This is a genomic window from Ensifer oleiphilus, from assembly GCF_013371465.1.
GTDB classification, from domain to species: Bacteria; Pseudomonadota; Alphaproteobacteria; order Rhizobiales; family Rhizobiaceae; genus Ensifer; species Ensifer oleiphilus.
The window spans coordinates 202,140-221,257 of record NZ_JABWDU010000008.1 but is presented as its reverse complement, the minus strand read 5'-3'; the positions used below and the strand labels follow the sequence as shown (position 1 = coordinate 221,257).

Below are 19,118 nucleotides of genomic sequence, written 5' to 3'. Positions count from 1 at the left end.
GCGCTGCTCAGCCGTCCGGCACGCTTGATCTCAAATCGCCTTGAGCGAGACCCTTTGCTCCAGCTTGTCGGCGTCTTCCTTGCGTTCGCTGTACCGGTCCGTCAGATAGGCCGAAGCGTCGCGGGTCAAAAGCGTGAACTTGACAAGCTCTTCGCAGACATCGACGACCCGGTCGTAATAGGAGGAGGGTTTCATTCGGCCGTCGGCGTCGAATTCCTGCCAGGCTTTTGCGACCGAAGACTGGTTCGGGATGGTGACCATGCGCATCCATCGTCCGAGAATGCGCATCTGGTTGACGGCATTGAAGGACTGGCTGCCGCCGGAGACTTCCATGACGGCAAGGGTCTTGCCCTGTGTCGGCCGCACCGAGCCGAGCGACAGGGGTATCCAATCGATCTGTGCCTTCAGGATGCCGGTCATGGCGCCATGCCGCTCCGGGCTGACCCAGACATGGCCTTCGGACCATTCCGACAGACGGCGCAGTTCCTGGACCTTTTCGTGGCTGACCGGGGCGGCATCGGGAAGCGGAAGTCCTTCTGGGTCGAAGATGCGGACCTCGGCGCCGAAATGTTCGAGCAGGCGGCGGGCTTCGTGCGCAAGCAGCCGGCTGTAGGAGATCGGCCGCAGTGAACCGTAGAGGATCAGGATGCGCGGCTTGTGCGTCGAAAGGGACGGGCGGAGCGCTGCGATATCGGGCATGCGGAGATGGTCGAGGTTTGCGGCCGGCAGATCAGACAACTCGCCTTCCCTCCGCATCCAGCACCTTCTCTCCGTCCTCCTTGGCAAAGGCGCTCGTGAACGTGTTGGGCAGAATGTCGAGCACGGCTTCGGAGGGGCGGCAGAGGCGGGTACCCTTCGGGCTGACAACGAATGGGCGATTGATCAGGATAGGATGCGCGATCATTGCGTCGATCAGTTGCTCGTCCGACAGTGAGAGATCGCCGAGCCCGAGTTCGCCATAGGGTGTGCCCTTCTCGCGGACCGCTTCTCGCACGGATAGACCGGCGGCGGCGATCAGCCGCTCGAGCGTTTCCCTGGACGGAGGTGTCTGCAAATAGTCGACGACGGTCGGTTCGATGCCGGCGTGGCGGATTATCGCCAGTGTATTGCGCGACGTGCCGCACATGGGGTTGTGGTAGATGGTGACATCCATGATCAGGCCCTTTCAGGGTTGGTGTTTCGGGCGACGGCTGGGCTTGCCTCGTACCAGTCCTTGCTGCGGTTGACGATCCAGACGACCGACAGCATGACGGGAACCTCGATGAGGACACCGACCACTGTTGCGAGCGCCGCTCCGGAGTGGAAGCCGAAGAGCGAGATGGCCGCCGCAACCGCCAGTTCGAAGAAATTGGAGGCACCGATCAGCGCCGAGGGGCCGGCAATACAATGCTTTTCCCCCACCGCTCGGTTCAGAAGGTAGGCAAGCCCCGAATTGAAGTAGACCTGGATGAGGATCGGTACCGCCAGCAACGCGATGATAGCAGGTTGCGCAATGATCTGTTCGCCCTGGAAGCCGAACAGCAGGACCAGTGTTGAAAGCAGCGCGACCAGTGACAGCGGCTGGAGCTTGCTCTGCAGCCAGTCGAGTCTTTCTGTCGTTCCTCCGGCTGTCAGTCGCCGCCGCAGAATCTGGGCCACGGCCACAGGGATCAGGATATAGAGGGCAACGGAGATCATCAAGGTGTCCCAGGGCACGGTGATTGCCGAGAGCCCGAGCAACAGCGCGACAACAGGCGCAAAGGCAACGATCATGATCGCATCGTTGAGTGCCACCTGGCTCAGCGTGAAGTGTGGTTCGCCTTTCGTCAGGTTGGACCAGACAAAGACCATGGCCGTGCAGGGCGCAGCGGCAAGGATGATCAGGCCGGCAATATAGGCGTCGATCTGATCGGCCGGGAGCAGCGGGCGGAACCACCATCCGACGAACAGCCAGCCGAGCAACGCCATGGAAAATGGTTTCACTGCCCAGTTGATGAACAGGGTAATGCCGATGCCGCGCCAATAGGTGCCGACCTTCGCAAGCGAGCGGAAGTCGATCTTCAGCAGCATCGGGATGACCATCAGCCAGATGAGCAGGGCGACAGGGATGTTGACCTTGGCAATTTCCATCGCGCCGATCGCCTGGAAGACGTCCGGCAGGAGATGGCCGAGCGCTATGCCGACGACAATACAGGCAAAGACCCATAGGGTCAGAGTGCGTTCGAACAGGGACATGGTCAGGCGCCCCTGGTGCTGAGATCCGCCTGGAGACGGGCGAGGAAAAATGCCGGCATCATCGGGCGGCTCCGCTGCTGCAGCATGGCGCGAGATCGGCGATCAGCGGTGCGCAGAGATCGGCGTTGCCGCCGCAACAATCCTTGACCAGGAACACCGTAAGCTCCCGCAATGTGTCGAGATTGGCGCGGTAGATGATCGATCTGCTCTGGCGTTCGCTGGTGACCAGGCCGGCGCGAAAGAGCGTTGCCAGGTGCGCCGACATCGTGTTCTGCGGCACGTCGATCGCCTGGGCGAGTTCACCGGCTGGCAAGCCGTTGGGTTCGTTTTTGACCAGCAGTCTAAAGACATCGAGGCGGGTCGACTGGGCCAGGGCGGCGAGCGCCGCTATCGCTTGTATATTATCCATATATCCAGATTAATGGACATTACGTCAGTGTCAAGGAGTGTGTTGGCTGAGCCGGTCAGGATATCGGCAACGACCTGCATCGGGCAGGGATGCGCGCTGCGAATTGCACCTGAAACTGGCGCGCTCGTCCTGTCACCAAGCCCTCAGGAGTGCGCCATTTTTCTCGCATCGCGCGGCATTTGCGAAGGTGAAATGCACCCGCCTCTGGAAAAATTCACGATCTTTCCCAATATCAGAAAAATCATCTCAACCTGCTTTGATGTTGGAGGATCAGAGGCAGATGGATCGGTATTTTCGAGACCTTGCAATCGATGAAGACCAACTGAAAATGCTCCAGCGCGTGTTCCGACACGCCTGCTCCAGCAATGACTTGGAGCTGGAGAGCGACGAGGCGGATACGCTCGGTGCCTCGCTTATCCAGATTTATCAGCGCGGTGTCCGCAGCGAGCTTGCGCTGATGCAGATGCTTGGCGGTGACGAGCGACGTGTGGCGGTGAACGCACAGGATGACGCGCCAAGCTGATATCGCTCACGGTTGGCGCCCCGCGCCGGGACAAGCAGTCTGATCCGCGCGCACGATGCTGCGGGATTGACCAACGCAGAAGGGCCACGGACGTTGCCATCCATGGCCCTCGATTTTTTCAACGCGTCAGGCGAACCCGGCAGGCTTACTGATTGGCCTTGGCGTACTCCTGCATGTTCTCAGGCGTCACCAGTTCGAAGGGCACCCAGATGTGGCGCTCGGTCTTTTCGCCGCGTGCCAACGCCACCGCCGCATCCATGGCGGCCGCGCCTTGAGCGACGGCATTCTGAAACACCGTCACGTCGAGATCGCCCTGCGCCATCGAGGCAAGGCCATCCGGCGTCGCATCGATTCCGGCGACGACGACCTTCGACATGTCGACGCCCGTGGACTTCATTGCCTGGATGGCGCCGATAGCCATCTCGTCGTTGTTGGCGATGACGGCGTCGAACTTGGTGCCCGCCGAGAGCCAGTTCGTCATGATGTTGGTAGCCTCGAGGCGGTCCCAGTTGGCGCTCTGTTCTTCGATGACCTTCATGCCCTTGCAATCGTCGCTGGCGATGACGTCGTGGATGTCTTTGGTGCGGGTCAGCGAGGAGTGGTTGTTCAACGGGCCCATCAGCACGAAGAGGTCGCCCTTGCCGCCGAGCAGCTTGCAGACCTCCTTGGTCTGGATCGTGCCGGAGTCCAGTTCGTTCGAGCCGACGAAGGCGGCGGTTTCCGGCAGGCTGTCGACATCGGCGGGCGGGTGGTTCGCATAGACGACCGGGATCTTGGCCTCGGTTGCCAGCTTGGTGATGGCCGGCGTGCCGTCGCCGTCGACCGCGACGACGACGATGGCATCGACGCCAGCGGAGATCAGGTTCTGCACCTGATCGAGTTGCCGGCTCGGATCGTTCTGGGCGTCTTCGACCTGCACCGTAACCTTGTCGAGTTCGGCCGCGCGGCTCTCCATGCCGCTGCGCAGGATGGTCAGAAAGGCGCTGTCGGAACGGGCAATCGCGATGCCGATGTTTTCGGCATGCGCTGTCGTTGCCGCCAAGGCGCAAACAGCTGCGGAAATCAGAAATCTTTTCATCTCAATCCTCTCCCATGATCCGAGCCCAGTACAGCTCGGAGAACGTATGTTCTGATTTTGGAATTAATCAAACATTCATTCCATTATCAAGACGTTTCAACCGATGGGGGAGACACTGGATGGCTGAAGCTTGAGAGATCGAGCAAACGGGCGTGCGCTGCCGCCTTTGGCAAGCCAACAGGCGCGGCGGACGGGGCCATGTGGCTGCCGCACAAGATGCTGCGATCGTCCGGCCTGACGACCGCCCGGGCAGCAGCTATATGTCCTGCGGCTCCTGCTCGCGAGAAAGCGCGAGCGGCCCACCCGGAGCCAGCCAAGACTGTCGCTGGCCACCTAGAGGCGACGGCTCGCTTTGGGTGTTGCCGTCAATTCGCGGCGAAGCAATAAAACAACCCGTCGCCACCCGTGCCCTTGAAGGCTTCCTGGGTGCAGCCGCCGCGTGTCGCGTGCGATGCGTTCCACGATTTGGCCTCGGCGCTGTCGTTGAGGCCGGTTCGGTCGCTGTGGCCGACGATCGCCGCACCATCCGTTCCGCTGAGCGTCCAGTTGCCGCAGGTTTCCGGCGCGGCCGTGCCGTCGGCTTTGGAGCCGGTGAGGATGTCGTGCCGGTTCGGCTTATCGCCGCGGCCGTTGATGACCTCACCCCTCTCGTTGAGTGCCGTCTGCTTCGTCAGGTTGTTCTTGTCGCTGTGCAGCGAGGCGACATCGTCGGCGATCTTCTCGCCCTTGGCATTGTACCAGGGGCCGGCCCCGATACGGTCCTTGGCGTTTTCCGTATCGGTGGAGAGGTAGGCCTTCCAGGTCTTGCCCGTGGAGCCGCTCGCCGAGGCCAGCGTGGTGCAGTAGGTGTCGGCGCCAGCAAGGCCGCCAAGATCGCCGCCCTTGCCCGGATTTGCACTGGTGACGAAGAAGCTCATCGACGTGTCCTGGGCGTAGGCCCCGACAGCAGAGCAGGCCAGAGCGGCCGCGACAAGTAAAAGCCTGCGTTTCATGGCATTTCCTCCCGGTATGGTTTGAACCGGCTGAAGCCTAGGGGCAGCCCGAACAGGAGTAAAATCGAAATCTTGTGATCCGCGGGTAAGCCGCGTTCGCCATCGGTCGCAGGTTCGGCGTGAAACCTTCCGACGTTGTCGGCTTCAGCGGTTGACGCGGAAAGCCTGGTTCAGGAAGGTGGTTGGGTTCGGAAAGCGTCGAGCCGATCGTCCGGATGACTTGAAGCAAGAGGGGCGAAAGGCGCGCCGCCATACAATTTCGTCCTTGAACCGGTTCCGGTCCAGGGACGAAATCTTGCAAGCGTTTCAATATGCTGTAGCGCCGCGCGAGGCATGAAACGTGTAAGGTGTGTCGCAATCTGTCAGATGCGCTTCAAGCGCTCGGTCTGGCGCATGGCGCGCAAAACCGGCGAAGACTTTTGCGCGGCTGCAGTCGCCGATGTCGCCTCAGTTCAGCCTGAGGTCAATGCCGGGATGGAGCTTCTTGAGGTTGGGCAACGACTTTGACTGCCACGGAATCTCGGAGGTTCCACGCACCGTCAATTGCACGTTCGGTCGGTTGCGGGCCTCGATCGTCAGCTTGGCGAGCAAGTTGATCCCCGACGAGTTCAGGAACTGCAGTTCCCCCAGGTCGATCGTCATGCGGTCGGGCTCGGCCTCAAGCACGCCCATGGCCAGGGTGAAGATCGGGGCATAGGCTTCCGTGCCGGGAAGCCGCATGGTTCCCTCAAAGTGGATGTCGTTGCCCTCTGACCAAACGCGGTAGTCCTCGTCCTTGATTTCCATATTCACCTGCTCATCAGTTCGAGATATCGGGGACGGGGATCGAGGCATAAGTCTCAAGCGCGACGTCTCCGCTGTCGCTGTTGGGTCCGAAAACCCATGCGAAACGGACGCCATAATCGCTCATCAGTGTTAAAAGACCAAGTCCCGATCCGCTTTTGCCGGTGCCGATTGCATTGGCTTCGATGCGTTCGATCAGAAGGTCGCCCGGGTCACTCGTGGTGATCTCGGACAGCAGATTCTGGAAGCGTGCCGCCGTCTCGCCATCGACGAAGTTCGACACCTTTGCACGGAAATTGCTGTCGTCGATCGAAGCCTCGACCACGATGCCGCCGGCGGCGCGGAACTTCACCGCGTTTTCGACCAGTTCGTTGGTCAGGTAGCCGATATTGTGCCGGACTTCCTTGTAGGCGTTGCGCGAGCCGCGGTAGCGCATGGCGATCAGCTCGGCGACAAAGTCCGAGGCGATAGCGCAATGTTTCCAGCTGAGGTTGAGCTGGCCGTCGTAAAGACGGAGCCTCGTCACGCTTTCATTGGCGCCCCTGGTCAGGTCCGCCGGTCCGTACAAAGTCGTCATCTGCTCACCTGTGTCTCATGACCACGAGGGTAATGTCGTCGTGAATTTTCTGCTTGCCGATATGCGCCATCAGGTCCTCGAGAATCCCTGATTTCGCTTCTTCGGCGCTGCGTCCATAAAACTGCCGCGCACTGTCGCAGAGCCGCTGGATGCCGAACAGTTCGCCAGCCGCGTTCTCGGCTTCCGTTACCCCGTCCGTGTGTAGGATGATCATATCACCCTGGGCAAAAGCGACTTCGCGCGTGGCGACAAACCGCGAGATATCGGGCTCCAGGCCGATCGGCAGACCGAGATCCATCGTGTCGATGCGCTCCACCTCTTGGGCGTTGCGAACGACAATCAGTTCCTCGTGCTGCCCCGAAAGCGTCAGGCGGCCGCCATCATAGTCGAGAAATGCCAGGGAAAGGTGCTTGTCGGTATTGGTACGCACGATATTTTTGTAGATTGCACGGTTGAGGCGGTTGAGGAACTGATTGGGATCCATGTCGCCGGCTTCCTGCAAGGCGCGCGCGACCGATTGCACCATCAGCATCAGGACGCCGCTCTCAAGGCCGTGCCCGGTGACGTCGCCGATTCCGATCTTCAACCGCGTGCCGTCACTCAGCACATCGTAGTAGTCCCCGCCCACTTCGTCGGCGGGCCTCATATAGGCGGCGATCTCCAGGTTTGCGATCTCGTCGAGCTCGCCAGCCTTCGGCAATACCATCATCTGGATCTGCCGGGCGACCGCCAGCTCGGCGCCGAGCCGCAGGTTTTCGCTGCGCAGCTGCGTGTTGAGGGCAGAGATCTGCTGGTTGGCTTCCTCGATCTGCTTGGTGCGCTCTTCGACGAGGTGCTCGAGGTTTTCTGTGTGGAAGCTGATCTCCTCGGCCATGCGGTTGAAGGCCGTGCCGGCTTCGCCCACTTCGTCGCGCGTTGAGATCGGCACGCGGACCGAATAGTCCTTGGCCTGGATGCGCTTGGCGGCGCCGGCAAGCGCACTGATGCCGGCGGTCACGCGCTTGGAGATGCCGAACACCGCCGCTGTCACAAACAGCAACGACGCAAGCAGGGCCAGGATCTGGTAGGCGAGGATGCGGTTCGTCGCCTGTGAGATGCCGGCTTGCGCGGCAAACAGCGACGCATAGATTTCGCGTTCCGGAACCACGATACCAAGCGACATCGTTTCCTTGCGCACCGGGCCAGACATCCAGAAATTCTCCGGCTGCAGCTGCTTCAGAAGAACGAGATAGGGAACCTTCTCCCCGGCCTCGTCGAGCATGACGCGCTGGATCACCCCGTCCTGCCCGAGCGGCAATTGCGCGATGGCGACCTGGGCGCTCTTGCGCAGCGAACGGTCGGCACCCGTCACGCCTTGCGTGCTCGTGTCACTTGATGTCTGCAGACCGATCGTCTTTTCGCCGGCCGGGTTGATGGCCAGCACATTGCCATCGGACATTGCCAGGAAACCGAATCCGCTCTCGGCGACCTTGACGTTCTGTACCACCTCCGCCAGCTGGTCGAGCGTGATATCGGCGCCGGCAGCCCCTGCCACGGCCTTTCGGTCGCGCGACCACAGCGGCTGGAAGAAGCTGACAATGAGCTTGCCGGTGATCGCATCGGTGTAGGGCGCCGTCTGCGTCACATCGTTCGGCACCGGCCTGAGGCTCGGGTCTTTGGCCCATTGCTCCCAGGATTCGTAGATGCCAGGGAAGAAGAACGTCCAGAATTCCGCCTCGTTATGGCCGGGATAAAGCCGATCGAAGGTCTGGGCCTGATCGGTATAGGGTGCGGTCCTGAAAATCGGCCGCTCCTTGGGGCCGATGTAATACATCTGCAGCTTGGACCGGCCACTCTCCAGCAGGCTCGGGGCAACGAGGTCGAGCACCGCGCTGTTCTCGATCTCGGTCTGGACGTCGGGAAGCGGGCGACGGTCCGGTCCGAGAAGATATCCCCAGACGCTGACGACCGAAGGCGGGCCGGGCAGGTTCTGCGCCCATCCGCCTTTCTCATCGTAGACGACAGTGACAGAACCTGGCGCGCCGCGGGCAAGAGCCTCGCCGACCTGGAACTTGCGCACCGGCCGATCAATCTGCGACTGCAAAACGCCTGCGAGCGTTCCGACGTCGGTGTGGACCTGGCCAAGAAGCAGGTTGACCCGTGCGGCGGTCGATTCTGCGTAGGACTGCATATAGTCCTGGTTGGCTTTCTGCAGGCCTTGGCCGACTTCCGTTGCGGCATCCCGCGACAGTCTTTGCACATTCCAAAGCGCAAGGCCGCCTGTGACCAGCAGATCGAACAGCACGGCGCCGCCGACAACGAGCACGAATTTGGCGCGGAAAGACCTCAACCCGAGACGGGAGCTTGATGCACTCGGTTCATTCATGTCGGCTTGCGCCCCGATGCGACCCAGATCGGCCAGCCCGCGTAGCCCTTCGGATGAAGGGCGGCAAATATATGGTCTCGGAAGCCCTGTCGGAAACGTTCGATGAACTCGGGCGTGTCGCCGCGCCGCACCGCCATTTCGCCGGCATAGACGTTTTCCCAGGCGGTGATCACATCGGCGAAGTCCTGCGGGTCGCCGTCGAGGTTCGTCACCATGAAGGATTCCACCAGGATGTCGTCGAAACCCGCGTCTGCGAGGTAGCGTCGGCTTTTTGGCCCGAGTTCGACGTCCATGTCGAAATGGCTGAACAGCTTGGCGACCTCGTTATAGGTCCACTGGATGCTCTGGGCGCGCGGCTCACCGAGGCAGTGCGAGTTCTTTTCATTGGTGATGTAGACACGTCCGCCCGGTTTGCAGATCCGGTAAAGTTCCTTCAGGAGAAGCTCGCGTTCGTTGAAGATCTGCAGCGAGTGGCGGCAGCTGACAAAGTCGAACTGGTTGTCCTCCAAAAGCATTTCCGACGCATCGCCGTAGGTGTACTCGATATCGGTGATGCCGAAATTGGTCGCCACCTCCCGAGCATAGGCGAGGCTCGCCTTGGAATGATCGAGAGCGACGATTCGCGCCGGCTGAAACTCCTTCTGGACGAGAACGGCAAAGTCGCCGATTCCGCAACAGACGTCGGCCATTGCGATGCCCGGGCGCAGCCCGTGTCGCGGCAGGATCGAACGCTCGTGGCGCCAGGTCATCTTCGTCTGCGTTCTCAGTATCGGGATGAAGCTTGTGTCCTCGACGAAGCTCTGCCCGGGATAGAAGGTCGAATCGTAGACCTCGACCGTAATCTGCGGTTCGATCTGGTTGAGGTGTCCGAACATCCGCGTGGTCCAGCCGACGACGCTCGACGTCACGATCACCATGCGCAGGTCCGCGCGCGCCCGGCAGGCGTCGAGGGCTACCCGCACGAAGGCATGGAATGCGGTGTTGTTCATCTGGATCAGGCGTTTCACGTCGACGTAAAGCACGCCGCGAACGTCGTCGATCGCCTGCCTGAGCATGGCGATGCTGTCGGCGATCTCGTCAACGGACCGCGGCCGGATGACGCCGGCGAGCGAAAACACCTGGCTGTTGGCGTCGAACGCCACCTTGAAGTTGGGGGAAAGTCCTGCGACGCTCAACTCACGAGCCCTTCCAGCGGCAAGTCGACGATCAGCGTGACCGCGGGCGACGTGCTTTCCTCGATACGGATGCTCGCGTCGAAATTGATGGCGAGGTCGAGCAGGACGGATTCGCGACTGGGTGCCATGTCGGTCGAGATGGAATCGAGATAGCGGGCATGCGCATCGCTGCGATCGATCTTCTGCACGGCCTCGCGGTAGAACGGTACCTGTTCGGCCGGGCATGGAAATGTGATCTGAACCCGCTCGATCGGTCCATGGCGGTAGATCGAAAGACCGATTTGACCGCTGGAGGTTCCCCCGCGAAAGGACACTTCGAGCAGCTCGTTGAGCGCCGACGAGAAAAAATTCGAATGCCGGACCGGATCAGTCCTGTTGTGGCTGATCATGCGGGCGAGATAGGTGGAGACATGGTCGCAATGCTGCCACTCCGAAAGAAACGTCCCCATCTCCATTTCAAATTGGAGCAAGGGCTCGAAGGCCGCTTCCGCTGGCACACTGTTACCGACGTCCATACTTGCTTCGTCCTCCATCTGTGGAACTTTGCCACGGCCCACAGGCACTTTCTAGGCTGATTTATCAGGCACGCAAACTGGTCAGAGACCGGCGCACCTTGACCCGGCGGCCGACCCCACAGCCTCACTCCGGCTTTTTTACGAAACTTCCATTGACGATGATTGACGCAAATAGGCGTCGATGGCGTTGGGCGGCATCGGAACGCCGAGGAAATAGCCCTGCAAGCGATCGCAGCCTTCGCGTTCCAGCCACAGGGCCTGGGCCCGCGTCTCGACGCCTTCCGCCGTCACCGCCATCCCCAGCCCGTGCGCGAGCGCGATGATCGAGCGAACGATCACCTGGCTCTTCTCGTCATTCTCGAGATCCTTGATGAAATAGCGGTCGATCTTGATCGTGTCGAACGGGAAGTTCTTCAGATAACTCAGCGACGAATAGTAGGTGCCGAAATCGTCGAGCGAGATCTGAATGCCGAGCACGTTCAGCGTATTGAGCGTGTCGAGATTGTTGGTGGTCTTCTCGAGCAGAACCGATTCGGTGACTTCCAGTTCGAGCCGGTCTGCCCGCAAGCCGACCATATCGAGCGTCTGTGATACGCGGTCGGTGAAACCGTCGTGAAGGAACTGCGCCGGAGACAGGTTGACGGCCACGGTGAAGTGGGAGGGCCATGTGGTCGCCTGGCGGCAGGCCTGCTCCAGCACCCATTGGCCGATCTCGCTCATCAGACCATCGGATTCTGCCATCGGCACGAAGACATTGGGCGGAATGATGCCAACCAGCGGATGACGCCAGCGCACCAGTGCCTCGAAGCCGACAATGGTGAAGGGGGGCTTCACCAGCGGCTGATACTCGATGGAAAACTGGTTCTCCCTGAGCGCGGTTCGCAGGCTTCGGCGCAGCATTTCCCGTTGTTCCAGCACGATCAGCATAGATCGGCTGAAGGTTTTGGCGCGGCCTCTGCCTTCTTTTTTGGCGGCATAAAGAGCGATGTCGGCCGCCTTCATCAGTTGCTCGCCCTCGTTTCCGTCCGGCGGTGCGATGGCAATGCCGATGCTTGCGCCGACGAATGCCGATATGCCATCGACCGTGAACGGCTCCTTGAAGGCGTTGACCACCGCATTGGCGAGCCGCTCGGCTTCGGCCGGCTGCTCGGCGTCCCGCTGGATGATCGCGAATTCGTCGCCCGCCAGCCGGTAGGCAACTTCGCCGTCTTGCAAAACGCCGCGTATGCGTTCGGCCGCCATGCGAAGCACCGCGTCTCCGGCCCCGTGACCAAGCGTGTCATTGATCGGCTTGAAATCGTCGAGGTCGATCTGCATCAGCGCCGGCTTCTTCTCATGAACGGCCGGCAGCACGTTTCGCAGGTCGTCGCTGAATTGCCGACGATTGGGCAATCCGGTCAGGGCATCGTGGGTCGCCTGATGAAGCAGCAGTGCGCGTTCGTTCTCGCCCTGACTTGCAACTTCCCGCCTCACCGATGCTCCATCGGTCTCGATAACGCCGACGCCCTGGCCGGCGCGAAAGACCAGCAGTGTTCGCCGTGACCGGTTGGGCGCGTCGAAGATTTCGATGCTGCGGGGAACGCCATTGGCAAGAACGGACTCGGCCATCGCCTTCGAGGCCGGCTCTAGCAGTTCGGGATAGACATGCCAGAGTGTTGCATCGACCAGCCCAGCCACCTCGTAGGCCCGTTGAAGAGCGACCGAGGAAGCGACCAGATGCAGGGCCTCGTCGTAAACCGAGATGACCTCTTCAGTATTGCCAAGGACGGTATCGTCCACGGGAGATGCAGCAGACAACGTCGAGTCAGTGCTTGACATCCTAGCCTTTCCCTTTCCGTTGCGGTTTGGTTCGGACCGCTTGCGAACATTGCTGTGCCCGAACCGCTTGAACTGCAAGCATGGCACCGCCCTCTATTTCAGTCTGTTCTCACGCATGGCTATCGGACAAAGTGTTACCGTCAATACTGCCCGCAGGTGGTGCGGCCGACCATCAAAGCCGACAGTTCGAACCGAGTGTACGAGCACAGGCACCTTCTCTGTTCGGTTGCAATTTTATAGCTCTTTCTATCACTTGCCGGCGAGGCAGGCAATTTTTGAGCGACTCGGTAAGCATAGCGATATCTAGCGATCTCATGGCTTTGCTCATCGGTCATGGCTAAAATAGTGTTATCTTGCCAACAGCGCCGACCGCCGGCATTAACCTTTTTTGGTTGCATGAACGGGTTGCCTTTATCACCCGTGGCATTCGGCAGGTGTTTCAAACCTCACACATTCGTCCGGCTTCCGTGGCAATTGGCGGGACCCACCCGTCGAGATCATAACTCCAAGTTATGCTGCCCTGCAATTTTTGTCGTCTGCCGAGGCCGCATCGAATCGTTATGGTGATCCACAACAAAACAACGGGAACGACAGTCGTTCGCCTTGGGGCGCACGGCATACATCAAACAAATTCAGCGACAGGACGCGGCTTGCCCGGCGTGGAGCCGAGCCGTGCCGTGCCTGCAATGGAGCGAAATCGTCATGGATGGCGCTGTCTTGCATTTGGGGAGTGGCAAACCGACAATGACTGAGGACGATGCTCTGGCCGCCAAAGGAGCGCCTTCCGAAAAGGGTCAGGCGCGAAAGCCCCTCATCAAGCTGGACAAGCTGAGCAAACACTACGGCAACCACACGGTGCTCGACGGTATCGACCTGGAGGTGATGCCGGGAGAGGTGCTGGCGATCATCGGTCCGAGCGGCTCGGGCAAGAGCACGCTGCTGCGCTGCATCAACTATCTGGAGCCGCCGGATGGCGGCCATGTCACCATCGGCGACATCTCGCTGAATGCCGCCGCAGCCGCCGGCCGGTCGGAGCTTTCGACGTTGCGTCGCAGCGTCGGCATGGTCTTCCAGTCCTTCAATCTCTTTCCGCACATGACGGTGCTGCGCAATGTCAGCCTGGCACAGGAACGTGCCCTCGGCCGCAGCCGCAAAAATGCCGACGAACGGTCGATGCAACTGCTGAGCCGCGTCGGCCTGGCCGACAAGGCGGAGCAATTTCCCGGCCGCTGTTCCGGTGGCCAGCAGCAACGCATCGCAATCGCCAGGGCGCTGGCGCTCGATCCTGACGTCATGCTCTTCGACGAACCCACGTCGGCCCTTGATCCGGAACTCGGCCTCGAAGTCCTCGCCGTCATGCGGGAGCTGGCCGAAACCGGCATGACGATGATCGTCGTCACCCATGAAATGAGCTTTGCCGAGAATGTCTCCGACACGGTGATGATCATGGCCGATGGCAAGATTATCGAGAAAGGCCCATCGCAGGACGTCATGCGCAATCCGCAGCAGGAACGCACCAAACGCTTCCTTCGCGCGGTGCACGACCGATGAGCACAGCCGATCTCTTCGCCATCCTGCGCGGGCTCCCCTGGACGGTCGCCTTGACGCTCGGCGCGTTCCTCGCCGGTGCCGTGCTCGGGGTGCCGCTGGTGGCGGCCAGGCAAAGCCGCATCCTGCCGGTGCGGTTCGTGGCCATGATCTTCATCCAGATCGTACGCGGTATTCCGCCGATCCTCTGGCTGTTCATCATCTTCTTCGGCCTTGGAATGAGCGTCTTTCCGATCAGCCCCTTCAATGCGGCTATCGCCGGGCTGGGACTGATCGCGGCAGCCAACATGGCTGAAATCTACCGCGGCGCACTCGCCTCCATCCACTTCGGGCAATGGGAGGCGTCGTTGGCGCTGAACCTCGGCCGCTGGTCCACCCTGACGGACGTTGTCGCGCCGCAGGCGTTTCGCGTCGCTCTGCCATCGGCCGCGAGCTACCTCATCGGCCTGATGAAGGAAACGGCGGTGGCCTCGACCATCGGGGTCAGCGAGCTCGCCTTCCAGGGAAACCAGCTGTCGCAGTTGACGTTTCGCGGTCTCGAAGTCTTCGCACTGGTCGGCATGTTCTACATCCTGCTCAGCCTGCCGGTCGCCTGGCTGTCGCGCGTCGCCGACAGTTATCTGCAAGCAAAGGTGGCGCGCTGATGTTGCCGAGCTACGAAGAACTCTCCGCCTGGCTGCCCGATCTGCTGTCGGGTCTCTCGATCAGCTTGCAGGTGACGGCGCTCAGCCTCTTGATCGGCATTCCGTTCGGTCTGTTGCTGGCCCTTGGCGTCCTTGCCAAGAGCCGGTTGACGAAGATACTTGCCTTGTTCCTGGTCGAGGTTGGCCGTGGCGCTCCGGCGCTGGTGCTGTTGCAGTTCATCTATTTCGGCCTGCCGACCACAGGCCTGACGCTCGGGTCTTTCACGGCAGCCGTCATCGCGCTCGCCTGGAACACCGGCGCCTATTCCAGCGAGATCATTCGCGCCAGCCTGCAGTCGATCCCGCATGGCCAGCGCGAGGCAGCGGTTGCGATCGGTCTCAACCGGCTGGATGCTTTGCGTTATGTCCTCTTGCCGCAGGGGTTGCGCGTTGCTCTCCCGGCGCTGCTCGCCTTCTCGATCCTGATCTTCCAGGGCACGTCGCTCTGCTTCACCATCGCGCTGCCGGAACTTGTCAGCCGCGCCTATGAAATCGGCTCGAACACCTTCCGTTACTTCCCGGCGCTGCTTGCTGCCGGCGTTCTCTACGCCTCGATCTCCATCCCCGCCGCGCTGCTCGTCAGCCATGTCGAAAAACGCGCCGGATCCTATGCGCAACGCTGAACCAACACCACGAAAGGGCATTCAGGCATGACCACATTTGCGACCAAAACCCGCCTTCTGCTGACCGGCATCGCCGGCGTCCTCGTATCGAGCCAGCTGGCGTTCGCGCAGGACTGCACTCCGAAGCACACCTTCGCCACCATCGAAGAGGGCACGCTCACGGTTGCCGTGACAACCTACGTCCCCCATTCCTATCTCGATGACGCCGGCAACATGAAAGGCATCGACGGCGATCTCGCCGCTGAATTCGCCAAGCGCGAATGCCTGAAGGTGAAGGCCGTTGCCGTCGATCCGGCCGCTGCCATCCAGTACGTGCTTTCGGGTCAGGCCGATATTGCGACCGGCGACTGGTACCGCACGGCCGAGCGCGCCAAGGTCATGAACCTCTCGGCGCCGCTCTACACCGACCAGATGGCGATCTATTCCAAGGATGGTTTTGCCACCGTCGGCGACCTCGACGGCAAGCAGGTCGGCACGGTTCAGGGCTATCTCTGGGTGACTGACCTGAAGACCATGCTCGGTTCCAAGCTGAAGCTCTATCCGAACTCGGTCAACATGCAGCAGGACCTCTTCGCCGGCCGTATCGACGTGGCGGTGGACGGCTATTCGACGGGCGTCGTTGCTGAAAAGAGCGGCGCTCTCAAGGACGTCAAGGTCAAGGTCGCAGCCTCCGACGATCGGGTGAGGGCGACCAAGGAGGCCGCTCAGGCAGCGTTCCCCTATTCGTTCAATGCCAAGGAACTCGGTGTCGCACTGGATGCCCAGATCGAAGCGATGCACGCCGACGGCACCATCGTCAACGTCCTGAAGTCTTACGGCCTTGATGGGACGGCGGCCGAAACCGGCGCGCCGCGCCTGGTTCAGTAACATCACCTGCGGGAGCCGCTATAGGCTCCCGTTTCCCTCGGCGGTTAGGCCGGTTTGCCAACAATCTGATATCGGAGACAAGACGATGACTGTCCACACAGTCACGCGGAGGACGCAGTCGTGGTACGGGGAGCAGATCGGCATCCTCATCCTCGATGCGGCATATCCTTGCGTGCCCGGCAATGTCGGAAATGCCACCACCTATGATTATCCCGTCCGTTTCCAGGAAGTGCGCGGCGCCTCGATCGACCGGCTGCTCAACCAGCGCGATCCGGCCCTTCGCGACGTCTTCATCGAAGCGGCGGTCGAGCTGCAGAACCGTGGCGTCAAGGCGATCACCGGGGCCTGTGGTTTCATGGCCTATTTCCAGGAAGAGGTTTCAGCCGCGGTCGATATCCCGGTGTTCCTGTCGAGCCTGATGCAGATCCCGTTCATGCATGCGGCGGCCGGCGGCACGGTTGGCATCATCACGGCCAATGCCAGCCGACTGACGCCGCGCCACTTCGAGGCGAGCAACGTGCCGGGGCATATTCCGCTGGCCATCGCCGGCATGGAGGGGCAGACGGAGTTCCGTGAGGCCATACTGGAAGAAAAGGGCACGCTGGACAGTGCTCAGATCGAGCGCGAGGTTACCGAGGTCGCCCGCAAGCTCGTCGAGGATAACCCTGATGTTCGCTCCATTCTGCTCGAATGCAGCGATCTGCCGCCTTATGCTCACGCGGTGCAGGCGGCGACCGGCCGGCCGGTCTTCGATTTCATCACGATGATCAACCACGTCCAGCAAAGCGTCGCCCGCAGAAGCTATCGCGGCCACATGTGATGGCGGCCGACGGTTAAATCGGGCGGCAAACAGGAACCCAATCATGTCCATGGACCACTACTACCTTCTCGGCCGCTCGGGCCTCAGGGTCAGTCGGCTTGCGCTCGGCACGATGACCTTCGGCAATGGCGGCATTCGCGGTATCGGCGGCTCCTGGGGATCGGACGAGGATGCGGCGCGTGCGATTTTCAATCGCTACATCGAGGTCGGCGGCAATTTCATCGATACTGCCGATTCCTATGCGGTCGGGGTCAGCGAGGAGCTGATCGGAAAATTCGTCGCCGAGGCGGGCATCCGTGACCGAGTGGTGATCTCCACCAAATTTTCCAACAGCCTGGAGCCCGGCAACCCGAATGCCGGTGGCAACGGCCGCAAGAACCTGATGCGCGCCGTCGACGCCTCGCTGCGGCGGCTGAAGACGGACTACATCGACCTCTATCTGCTGCACACCTGGGATCGGATCACACCCGTCGAGGAGGTCATGCGGACGTTCGACGATCTCGTGCGCGCCGGCAAGATTCGCTATGCGGGACTTTCCGACGTGCCGGGATGGTATGCGGCACGCGCCCAGACGTGGGCTGAAGCCCATGCCCTGACGCCGCCGATCTGCCTGCAGCTTCCCTATTCGCTGGCCGAGCGCAGCATCGAGAACGAATTCGTGCCGCTCGCCCAGACGCTTGGTCTCGGCATCACCGCCTGGAGCCCGCTCGCCATGGGGTTGCTCTCCGGCAAGTATCGCGCCGGCAAGCAGGCTTCGGGGCGGCTTTCGCTCGATACATCCGGCAGCGGGCTCGGCCTCTTTACCGAGCGCAACATGCGCATTGTAGCGGCACTGGAGGCGGTCGCCGCCGAGACCGGCCGCAGCATGGCGCAGGTCGCCTTGAACTGGGTGGTGACGCAGCCCGGGGTCGGCGCCGCCATCATCGGCGCCAGCCGGATCGAGCAGCTCGACGACAACCTCGCCGCCTTGGATTTTTCGATGCCTTCCGAATTGCGGCAGCAATTGCAAGCGGCAAGCGCGGTCGAGCCGGTTTACCCCTACTCGCTGTTTGCCGACGATTATCAGGCCGGCATCCTTAATGCCGGGGTCGCGGTCGGCGAAAAGCCGCCGGGCTACTATAGCGGGACCTTTTTGCCCAAGGTCACCGACTATGTCTTCGGCCAGCCGAAATCCAAGAACTGACCCGCAACAGCGCGCCATTCCGGCCACCGCGATCACGAAAGGAAGAGGCATGACCGTGATGCCCGCCAACCTGACATCCACAGGCACCGCCGCCGCCTTCGTTCTGACGCTTGCCTGCGACGACCAGCCCGGCATCGTTGCCGCCGTGACGACCGAGCTTGCTGCGATCGGCAGCAACATCGTCGAAAGCAATCAGTTTCGCGATGTGGAGACCAACTGCTTTTTCATGCGCATCGCCTTTACCGGACCCGCCGGCATGGCGCGAGACGGCGTCGAGCGGGCGCTGAAGCCGGCGATCGATCGCTTCGGCATGAGGGCTGCGATTGCGGATGCTGCGAGACGGCCGAAAATCATCGTCATGGTCTCAAGGTTCGACCATGCGCTGTTGCATCTGCTCTACCAGATCCGCGTCGGCTGGCTGAATGCCGAGGTGGTCGCCATCGTTTCCAACCACGACGACAGCGCGGGGACCGCCGAACTCGGAGGTATTGACTATCACCACTGGAAAGTGATGAAGGACAACAAGGCCGAACAGGAGCAGCGGCTGATCGATCTGGTGCGCGACACTGGGGCCGACCTCGTCATCCTTGCCCGCTATATGCAGGTGCTTTCGGACACACTGTCGAAGCGGCTCTACGGCCGGATCATCAATATCCACCACTCCTTCCTGCCGTCGTTCAAAGGCGCCAAACCTTACCACCAGGCACATGCGCGCGGCGTCAAGCTGATCGGAGCCACGGCTCACTACGTGACGCCTGATCTCGACGAGGGTCCGATCATCGAGCAGGAGACCGAGCGGGTGACGCACGCGATGAGCGCCGACGATTTCGTCGCCACCGGCCGCGATATCGAGAGCCGTGTTCTCGCCCGTGCGGTGAAGATGCATCTGGAAAACCGCGTCATGCTCAACGGCCACAGGACGGTGGTCTTTACACAGTGACGGCG

At 61.2% G+C, this 19,118-nt stretch carries 20 protein-coding genes; 8 read left to right on the top strand and 12 right to left on the bottom strand.

The genetic code is table 11. The annotated features are described in order from the left end of the window. Positions 1–30 precede the first annotated feature (30 nt). Genes arsH through HT585_RS25680 form a run of 4 tightly spaced genes read right to left on the bottom strand, consistent with a single transcriptional unit; the run spans position 31 to position 2,623 of the window. Positions 31–756, bottom strand: a complete 726-nt coding sequence (gene arsH, locus HT585_RS25695; protein ID WP_176355632.1) for an arsenical resistance protein ArsH — start codon at positions 754–756, stop codon at positions 31–33. Then, positions 731–1,153, bottom strand: a complete 423-nt coding sequence (gene arsC / locus HT585_RS25690) for an arsenate reductase (glutaredoxin) (RefSeq protein WP_176355631.1) — start codon at positions 1,151–1,153, stop codon at positions 731–733. The genes arsH and arsC overlap by 26 nt, the downstream gene beginning before the upstream one ends. A gap of 2 nt (positions 1,154–1,155) precedes the next feature. Continuing rightward, a complete protein-coding gene (arsB, locus tag HT585_RS25685) occupies positions 1,156–2,214 on the bottom strand; it encodes an ACR3 family arsenite efflux transporter (RefSeq protein WP_176355630.1) in 1,059 nt (352 codons plus the stop codon). 58 nt (positions 2,215–2,272) lie between these two features. Continuing rightward, entirely contained in the window at positions 2,273–2,623 is a 351-nt protein-coding gene (locus HT585_RS25680) for an ArsR/SmtB family transcription factor (RefSeq protein WP_176355629.1), read from the bottom strand. Between the two features lie 103 nt (positions 2,624–2,726). Between HT585_RS25680 and HT585_RS31890 the strand changes: the two genes are divergently transcribed. Continuing rightward, positions 2,727–3,146, top strand: coding sequence for a hypothetical protein (locus HT585_RS31890; RefSeq protein WP_246707941.1), 420 nt, complete (start codon positions 2,727–2,729; stop codon positions 3,144–3,146). Positions 3,147–3,291: 145 nt separating this feature from the next. Here the strand turns inward: HT585_RS31890 and HT585_RS25670 are convergent, their stop codons facing one another. The 8 genes from HT585_RS25670 to HT585_RS25635 all read right to left on the bottom strand — a co-directional run bounded on the left by HT585_RS25670 (position 3,292) and on the right by HT585_RS25635 (position 12,449). Continuing rightward, positions 3,292–4,224: a substrate-binding domain-containing protein gene (locus tag HT585_RS25670; RefSeq protein WP_176355628.1), complete on the bottom strand. Its 933-nt coding sequence runs from the start codon at positions 4,222–4,224 to the stop codon at positions 3,292–3,294. A gap of 365 nt (positions 4,225–4,589) precedes the next feature. Beyond that, positions 4,590–5,216 (bottom strand): hypothetical protein, encoded by a 627-nt coding sequence (locus tag HT585_RS25665; protein WP_176355627.1) that lies wholly within the window; start codon positions 5,214–5,216, stop codon positions 4,590–4,592. A 447-nt stretch (positions 5,217–5,663) separates the two neighbouring features. Continuing rightward, the gene (locus HT585_RS25660) at positions 5,664–6,002 is read right to left on the bottom strand and encodes a slr1659 superfamily regulator (RefSeq protein WP_077502623.1); all 339 of its coding nucleotides are present in this window, start codon (positions 6,000–6,002) and stop codon (positions 5,664–5,666) included. Positions 6,003–6,015: 13 nt separating this feature from the next. Beyond that, positions 6,016–6,576, bottom strand: coding sequence for a slr1658 superfamily regulator (locus HT585_RS25655; protein WP_176355626.1), 561 nt, complete (start codon positions 6,574–6,576; stop codon positions 6,016–6,018). Between the two features lie 4 nt (positions 6,577–6,580). Beyond that, entirely contained in the window at positions 6,581–8,941 is a 2,361-nt protein-coding gene (locus HT585_RS25650) for a SpoIIE family protein phosphatase (RefSeq protein WP_176355625.1), read from the bottom strand. Then, positions 8,938–10,116 (bottom strand): class I SAM-dependent methyltransferase, encoded by a 1,179-nt coding sequence (locus HT585_RS25645; protein WP_176355624.1) that lies wholly within the window; start codon positions 10,114–10,116, stop codon positions 8,938–8,940. The genes HT585_RS25650 and HT585_RS25645 overlap by 4 nt, the downstream gene beginning before the upstream one ends. Further along, a complete protein-coding gene (locus tag HT585_RS25640) occupies positions 10,113–10,631 on the bottom strand; it encodes a ubiquinone biosynthesis methyltransferase UbiE (protein ID WP_176355623.1) in 519 nt (172 codons plus the stop codon). Before HT585_RS25640 ends, HT585_RS25645 begins: the two co-directional genes overlap by 4 nt. Before the next feature lie 138 nt (positions 10,632–10,769). Further along, positions 10,770–12,449 carry a putative bifunctional diguanylate cyclase/phosphodiesterase gene (locus HT585_RS25635; protein ID WP_176355622.1) on the bottom strand — a complete coding sequence of 560 codons (1,680 nt, stop codon included), beginning with the start codon at positions 12,447–12,449 and terminating at the stop codon, positions 10,770–10,772. Between the two features lie 744 nt (positions 12,450–13,193). On the opposite strand from HT585_RS25635, the gene HT585_RS25630 reads away from it, so the two are divergent. The 7 genes from HT585_RS25630 to purU all read left to right on the top strand — a co-directional run bounded on the left by HT585_RS25630 (position 13,194) and on the right by purU (position 19,113). Then, positions 13,194–14,000, top strand: a complete 807-nt coding sequence (locus HT585_RS25630) for an amino acid ABC transporter ATP-binding protein (protein WP_176355621.1) — start codon at positions 13,194–13,196, stop codon at positions 13,998–14,000. Next, the gene (locus HT585_RS25625; protein ID WP_176355620.1) at positions 13,997–14,641 is read left to right on the top strand and encodes an amino acid ABC transporter permease; all 645 of its coding nucleotides are present in this window, start codon (positions 13,997–13,999) and stop codon (positions 14,639–14,641) included. Before HT585_RS25630 ends, HT585_RS25625 begins: the two co-directional genes overlap by 4 nt. Next, positions 14,641–15,303: an amino acid ABC transporter permease gene (locus HT585_RS25620; RefSeq protein WP_176355619.1), complete on the top strand. Its 663-nt coding sequence runs from the start codon at positions 14,641–14,643 to the stop codon at positions 15,301–15,303. The genes HT585_RS25625 and HT585_RS25620 overlap by 1 nt, the downstream gene beginning before the upstream one ends. A gap of 27 nt (positions 15,304–15,330) precedes the next feature. Next, positions 15,331–16,170 (top strand): ABC transporter substrate-binding protein, encoded by an 840-nt coding sequence (locus tag HT585_RS25615; RefSeq protein ID WP_176355618.1) that lies wholly within the window; start codon positions 15,331–15,333, stop codon positions 16,168–16,170. A gap of 85 nt (positions 16,171–16,255) precedes the next feature. After that, positions 16,256–16,990: an aspartate/glutamate racemase family protein gene (locus HT585_RS25610; RefSeq protein ID WP_176355617.1), complete on the top strand. Its 735-nt coding sequence runs from the start codon at positions 16,256–16,258 to the stop codon at positions 16,988–16,990. 43 nt (positions 16,991–17,033) lie between these two features. Beyond that, the gene (locus HT585_RS25605; protein ID WP_176355616.1) at positions 17,034–18,173 is read left to right on the top strand and encodes an aldo/keto reductase; all 1,140 of its coding nucleotides are present in this window, start codon (positions 17,034–17,036) and stop codon (positions 18,171–18,173) included. Between the two features lie 49 nt (positions 18,174–18,222). Next, positions 18,223–19,113 carry a formyltetrahydrofolate deformylase gene (purU, locus tag HT585_RS25600; RefSeq protein WP_246707939.1) on the top strand — a complete coding sequence of 297 codons (891 nt, stop codon included), beginning with the start codon at positions 18,223–18,225 and terminating at the stop codon, positions 19,111–19,113. Positions 19,114–19,118 lie beyond the last annotated feature (5 nt).

Coding starts and splice junctions, on each gene's coding strand:
- HT585_RS25620 (WP_176355619.1), top strand. CDS start 14,641: ATGTTGCCGAGCTACGAAGAACTCTCCGCCTGGCTGCCCGATCTGCTG.
- purU (WP_246707939.1), top strand. CDS start 18,223: ATGACCGTGATGCCCGCCAACCTGACATCCACAGGCACCGCCGCCGCC.
- HT585_RS25680 (WP_176355629.1), bottom strand. CDS start 2,623: ATGGATAATATACAAGCGATAGCGGCGCTCGCCGCCCTGGCCCAGTCG.
- HT585_RS25610 (WP_176355617.1), top strand. CDS start 16,256: ATGACTGTCCACACAGTCACGCGGAGGACGCAGTCGTGGTACGGGGAG.
- HT585_RS25660 (WP_077502623.1), bottom strand. CDS start 6,002: ATGGAAATCAAGGACGAGGACTACCGCGTTTGGTCAGAGGGCAACGAC.
- arsB (WP_176355630.1), bottom strand. CDS start 2,214: ATGTCCCTGTTCGAACGCACTCTGACCCTATGGGTCTTTGCCTGTATT.
- HT585_RS25605 (WP_176355616.1), top strand. CDS start 17,034: ATGTCCATGGACCACTACTACCTTCTCGGCCGCTCGGGCCTCAGGGTC.
- HT585_RS25640 (WP_176355623.1), bottom strand. CDS start 10,631: ATGGACGTCGGTAACAGTGTGCCAGCGGAAGCGGCCTTCGAGCCCTTG.
- arsH (WP_176355632.1), bottom strand. CDS start 756: ATGCGGAGGGAAGGCGAGTTGTCTGATCTGCCGGCCGCAAACCTCGAC.
- HT585_RS25615 (WP_176355618.1), top strand. CDS start 15,331: ATGACCACATTTGCGACCAAAACCCGCCTTCTGCTGACCGGCATCGCC.
- HT585_RS25650 (WP_176355625.1), bottom strand. CDS start 8,941: ATGAATGAACCGAGTGCATCAAGCTCCCGTCTCGGGTTGAGGTCTTTC.
- HT585_RS25625 (WP_176355620.1), top strand. CDS start 13,997: ATGAGCACAGCCGATCTCTTCGCCATCCTGCGCGGGCTCCCCTGGACG.
- HT585_RS25655 (WP_176355626.1), bottom strand. CDS start 6,576: ATGACGACTTTGTACGGACCGGCGGACCTGACCAGGGGCGCCAATGAA.
- arsC (WP_176355631.1), bottom strand. CDS start 1,153: ATGGATGTCACCATCTACCACAACCCCATGTGCGGCACGTCGCGCAAT.
- HT585_RS25670 (WP_176355628.1), bottom strand. CDS start 4,224: ATGAAAAGATTTCTGATTTCCGCAGCTGTTTGCGCCTTGGCGGCAACG.
- HT585_RS25630 (WP_176355621.1), top strand. CDS start 13,194: ATGACTGAGGACGATGCTCTGGCCGCCAAAGGAGCGCCTTCCGAAAAG.
- HT585_RS25635 (WP_176355622.1), bottom strand. CDS start 12,449: ATGTCAAGCACTGACTCGACGTTGTCTGCTGCATCTCCCGTGGACGAT.
- HT585_RS25665 (WP_176355627.1), bottom strand. CDS start 5,216: ATGAAACGCAGGCTTTTACTTGTCGCGGCCGCTCTGGCCTGCTCTGCT.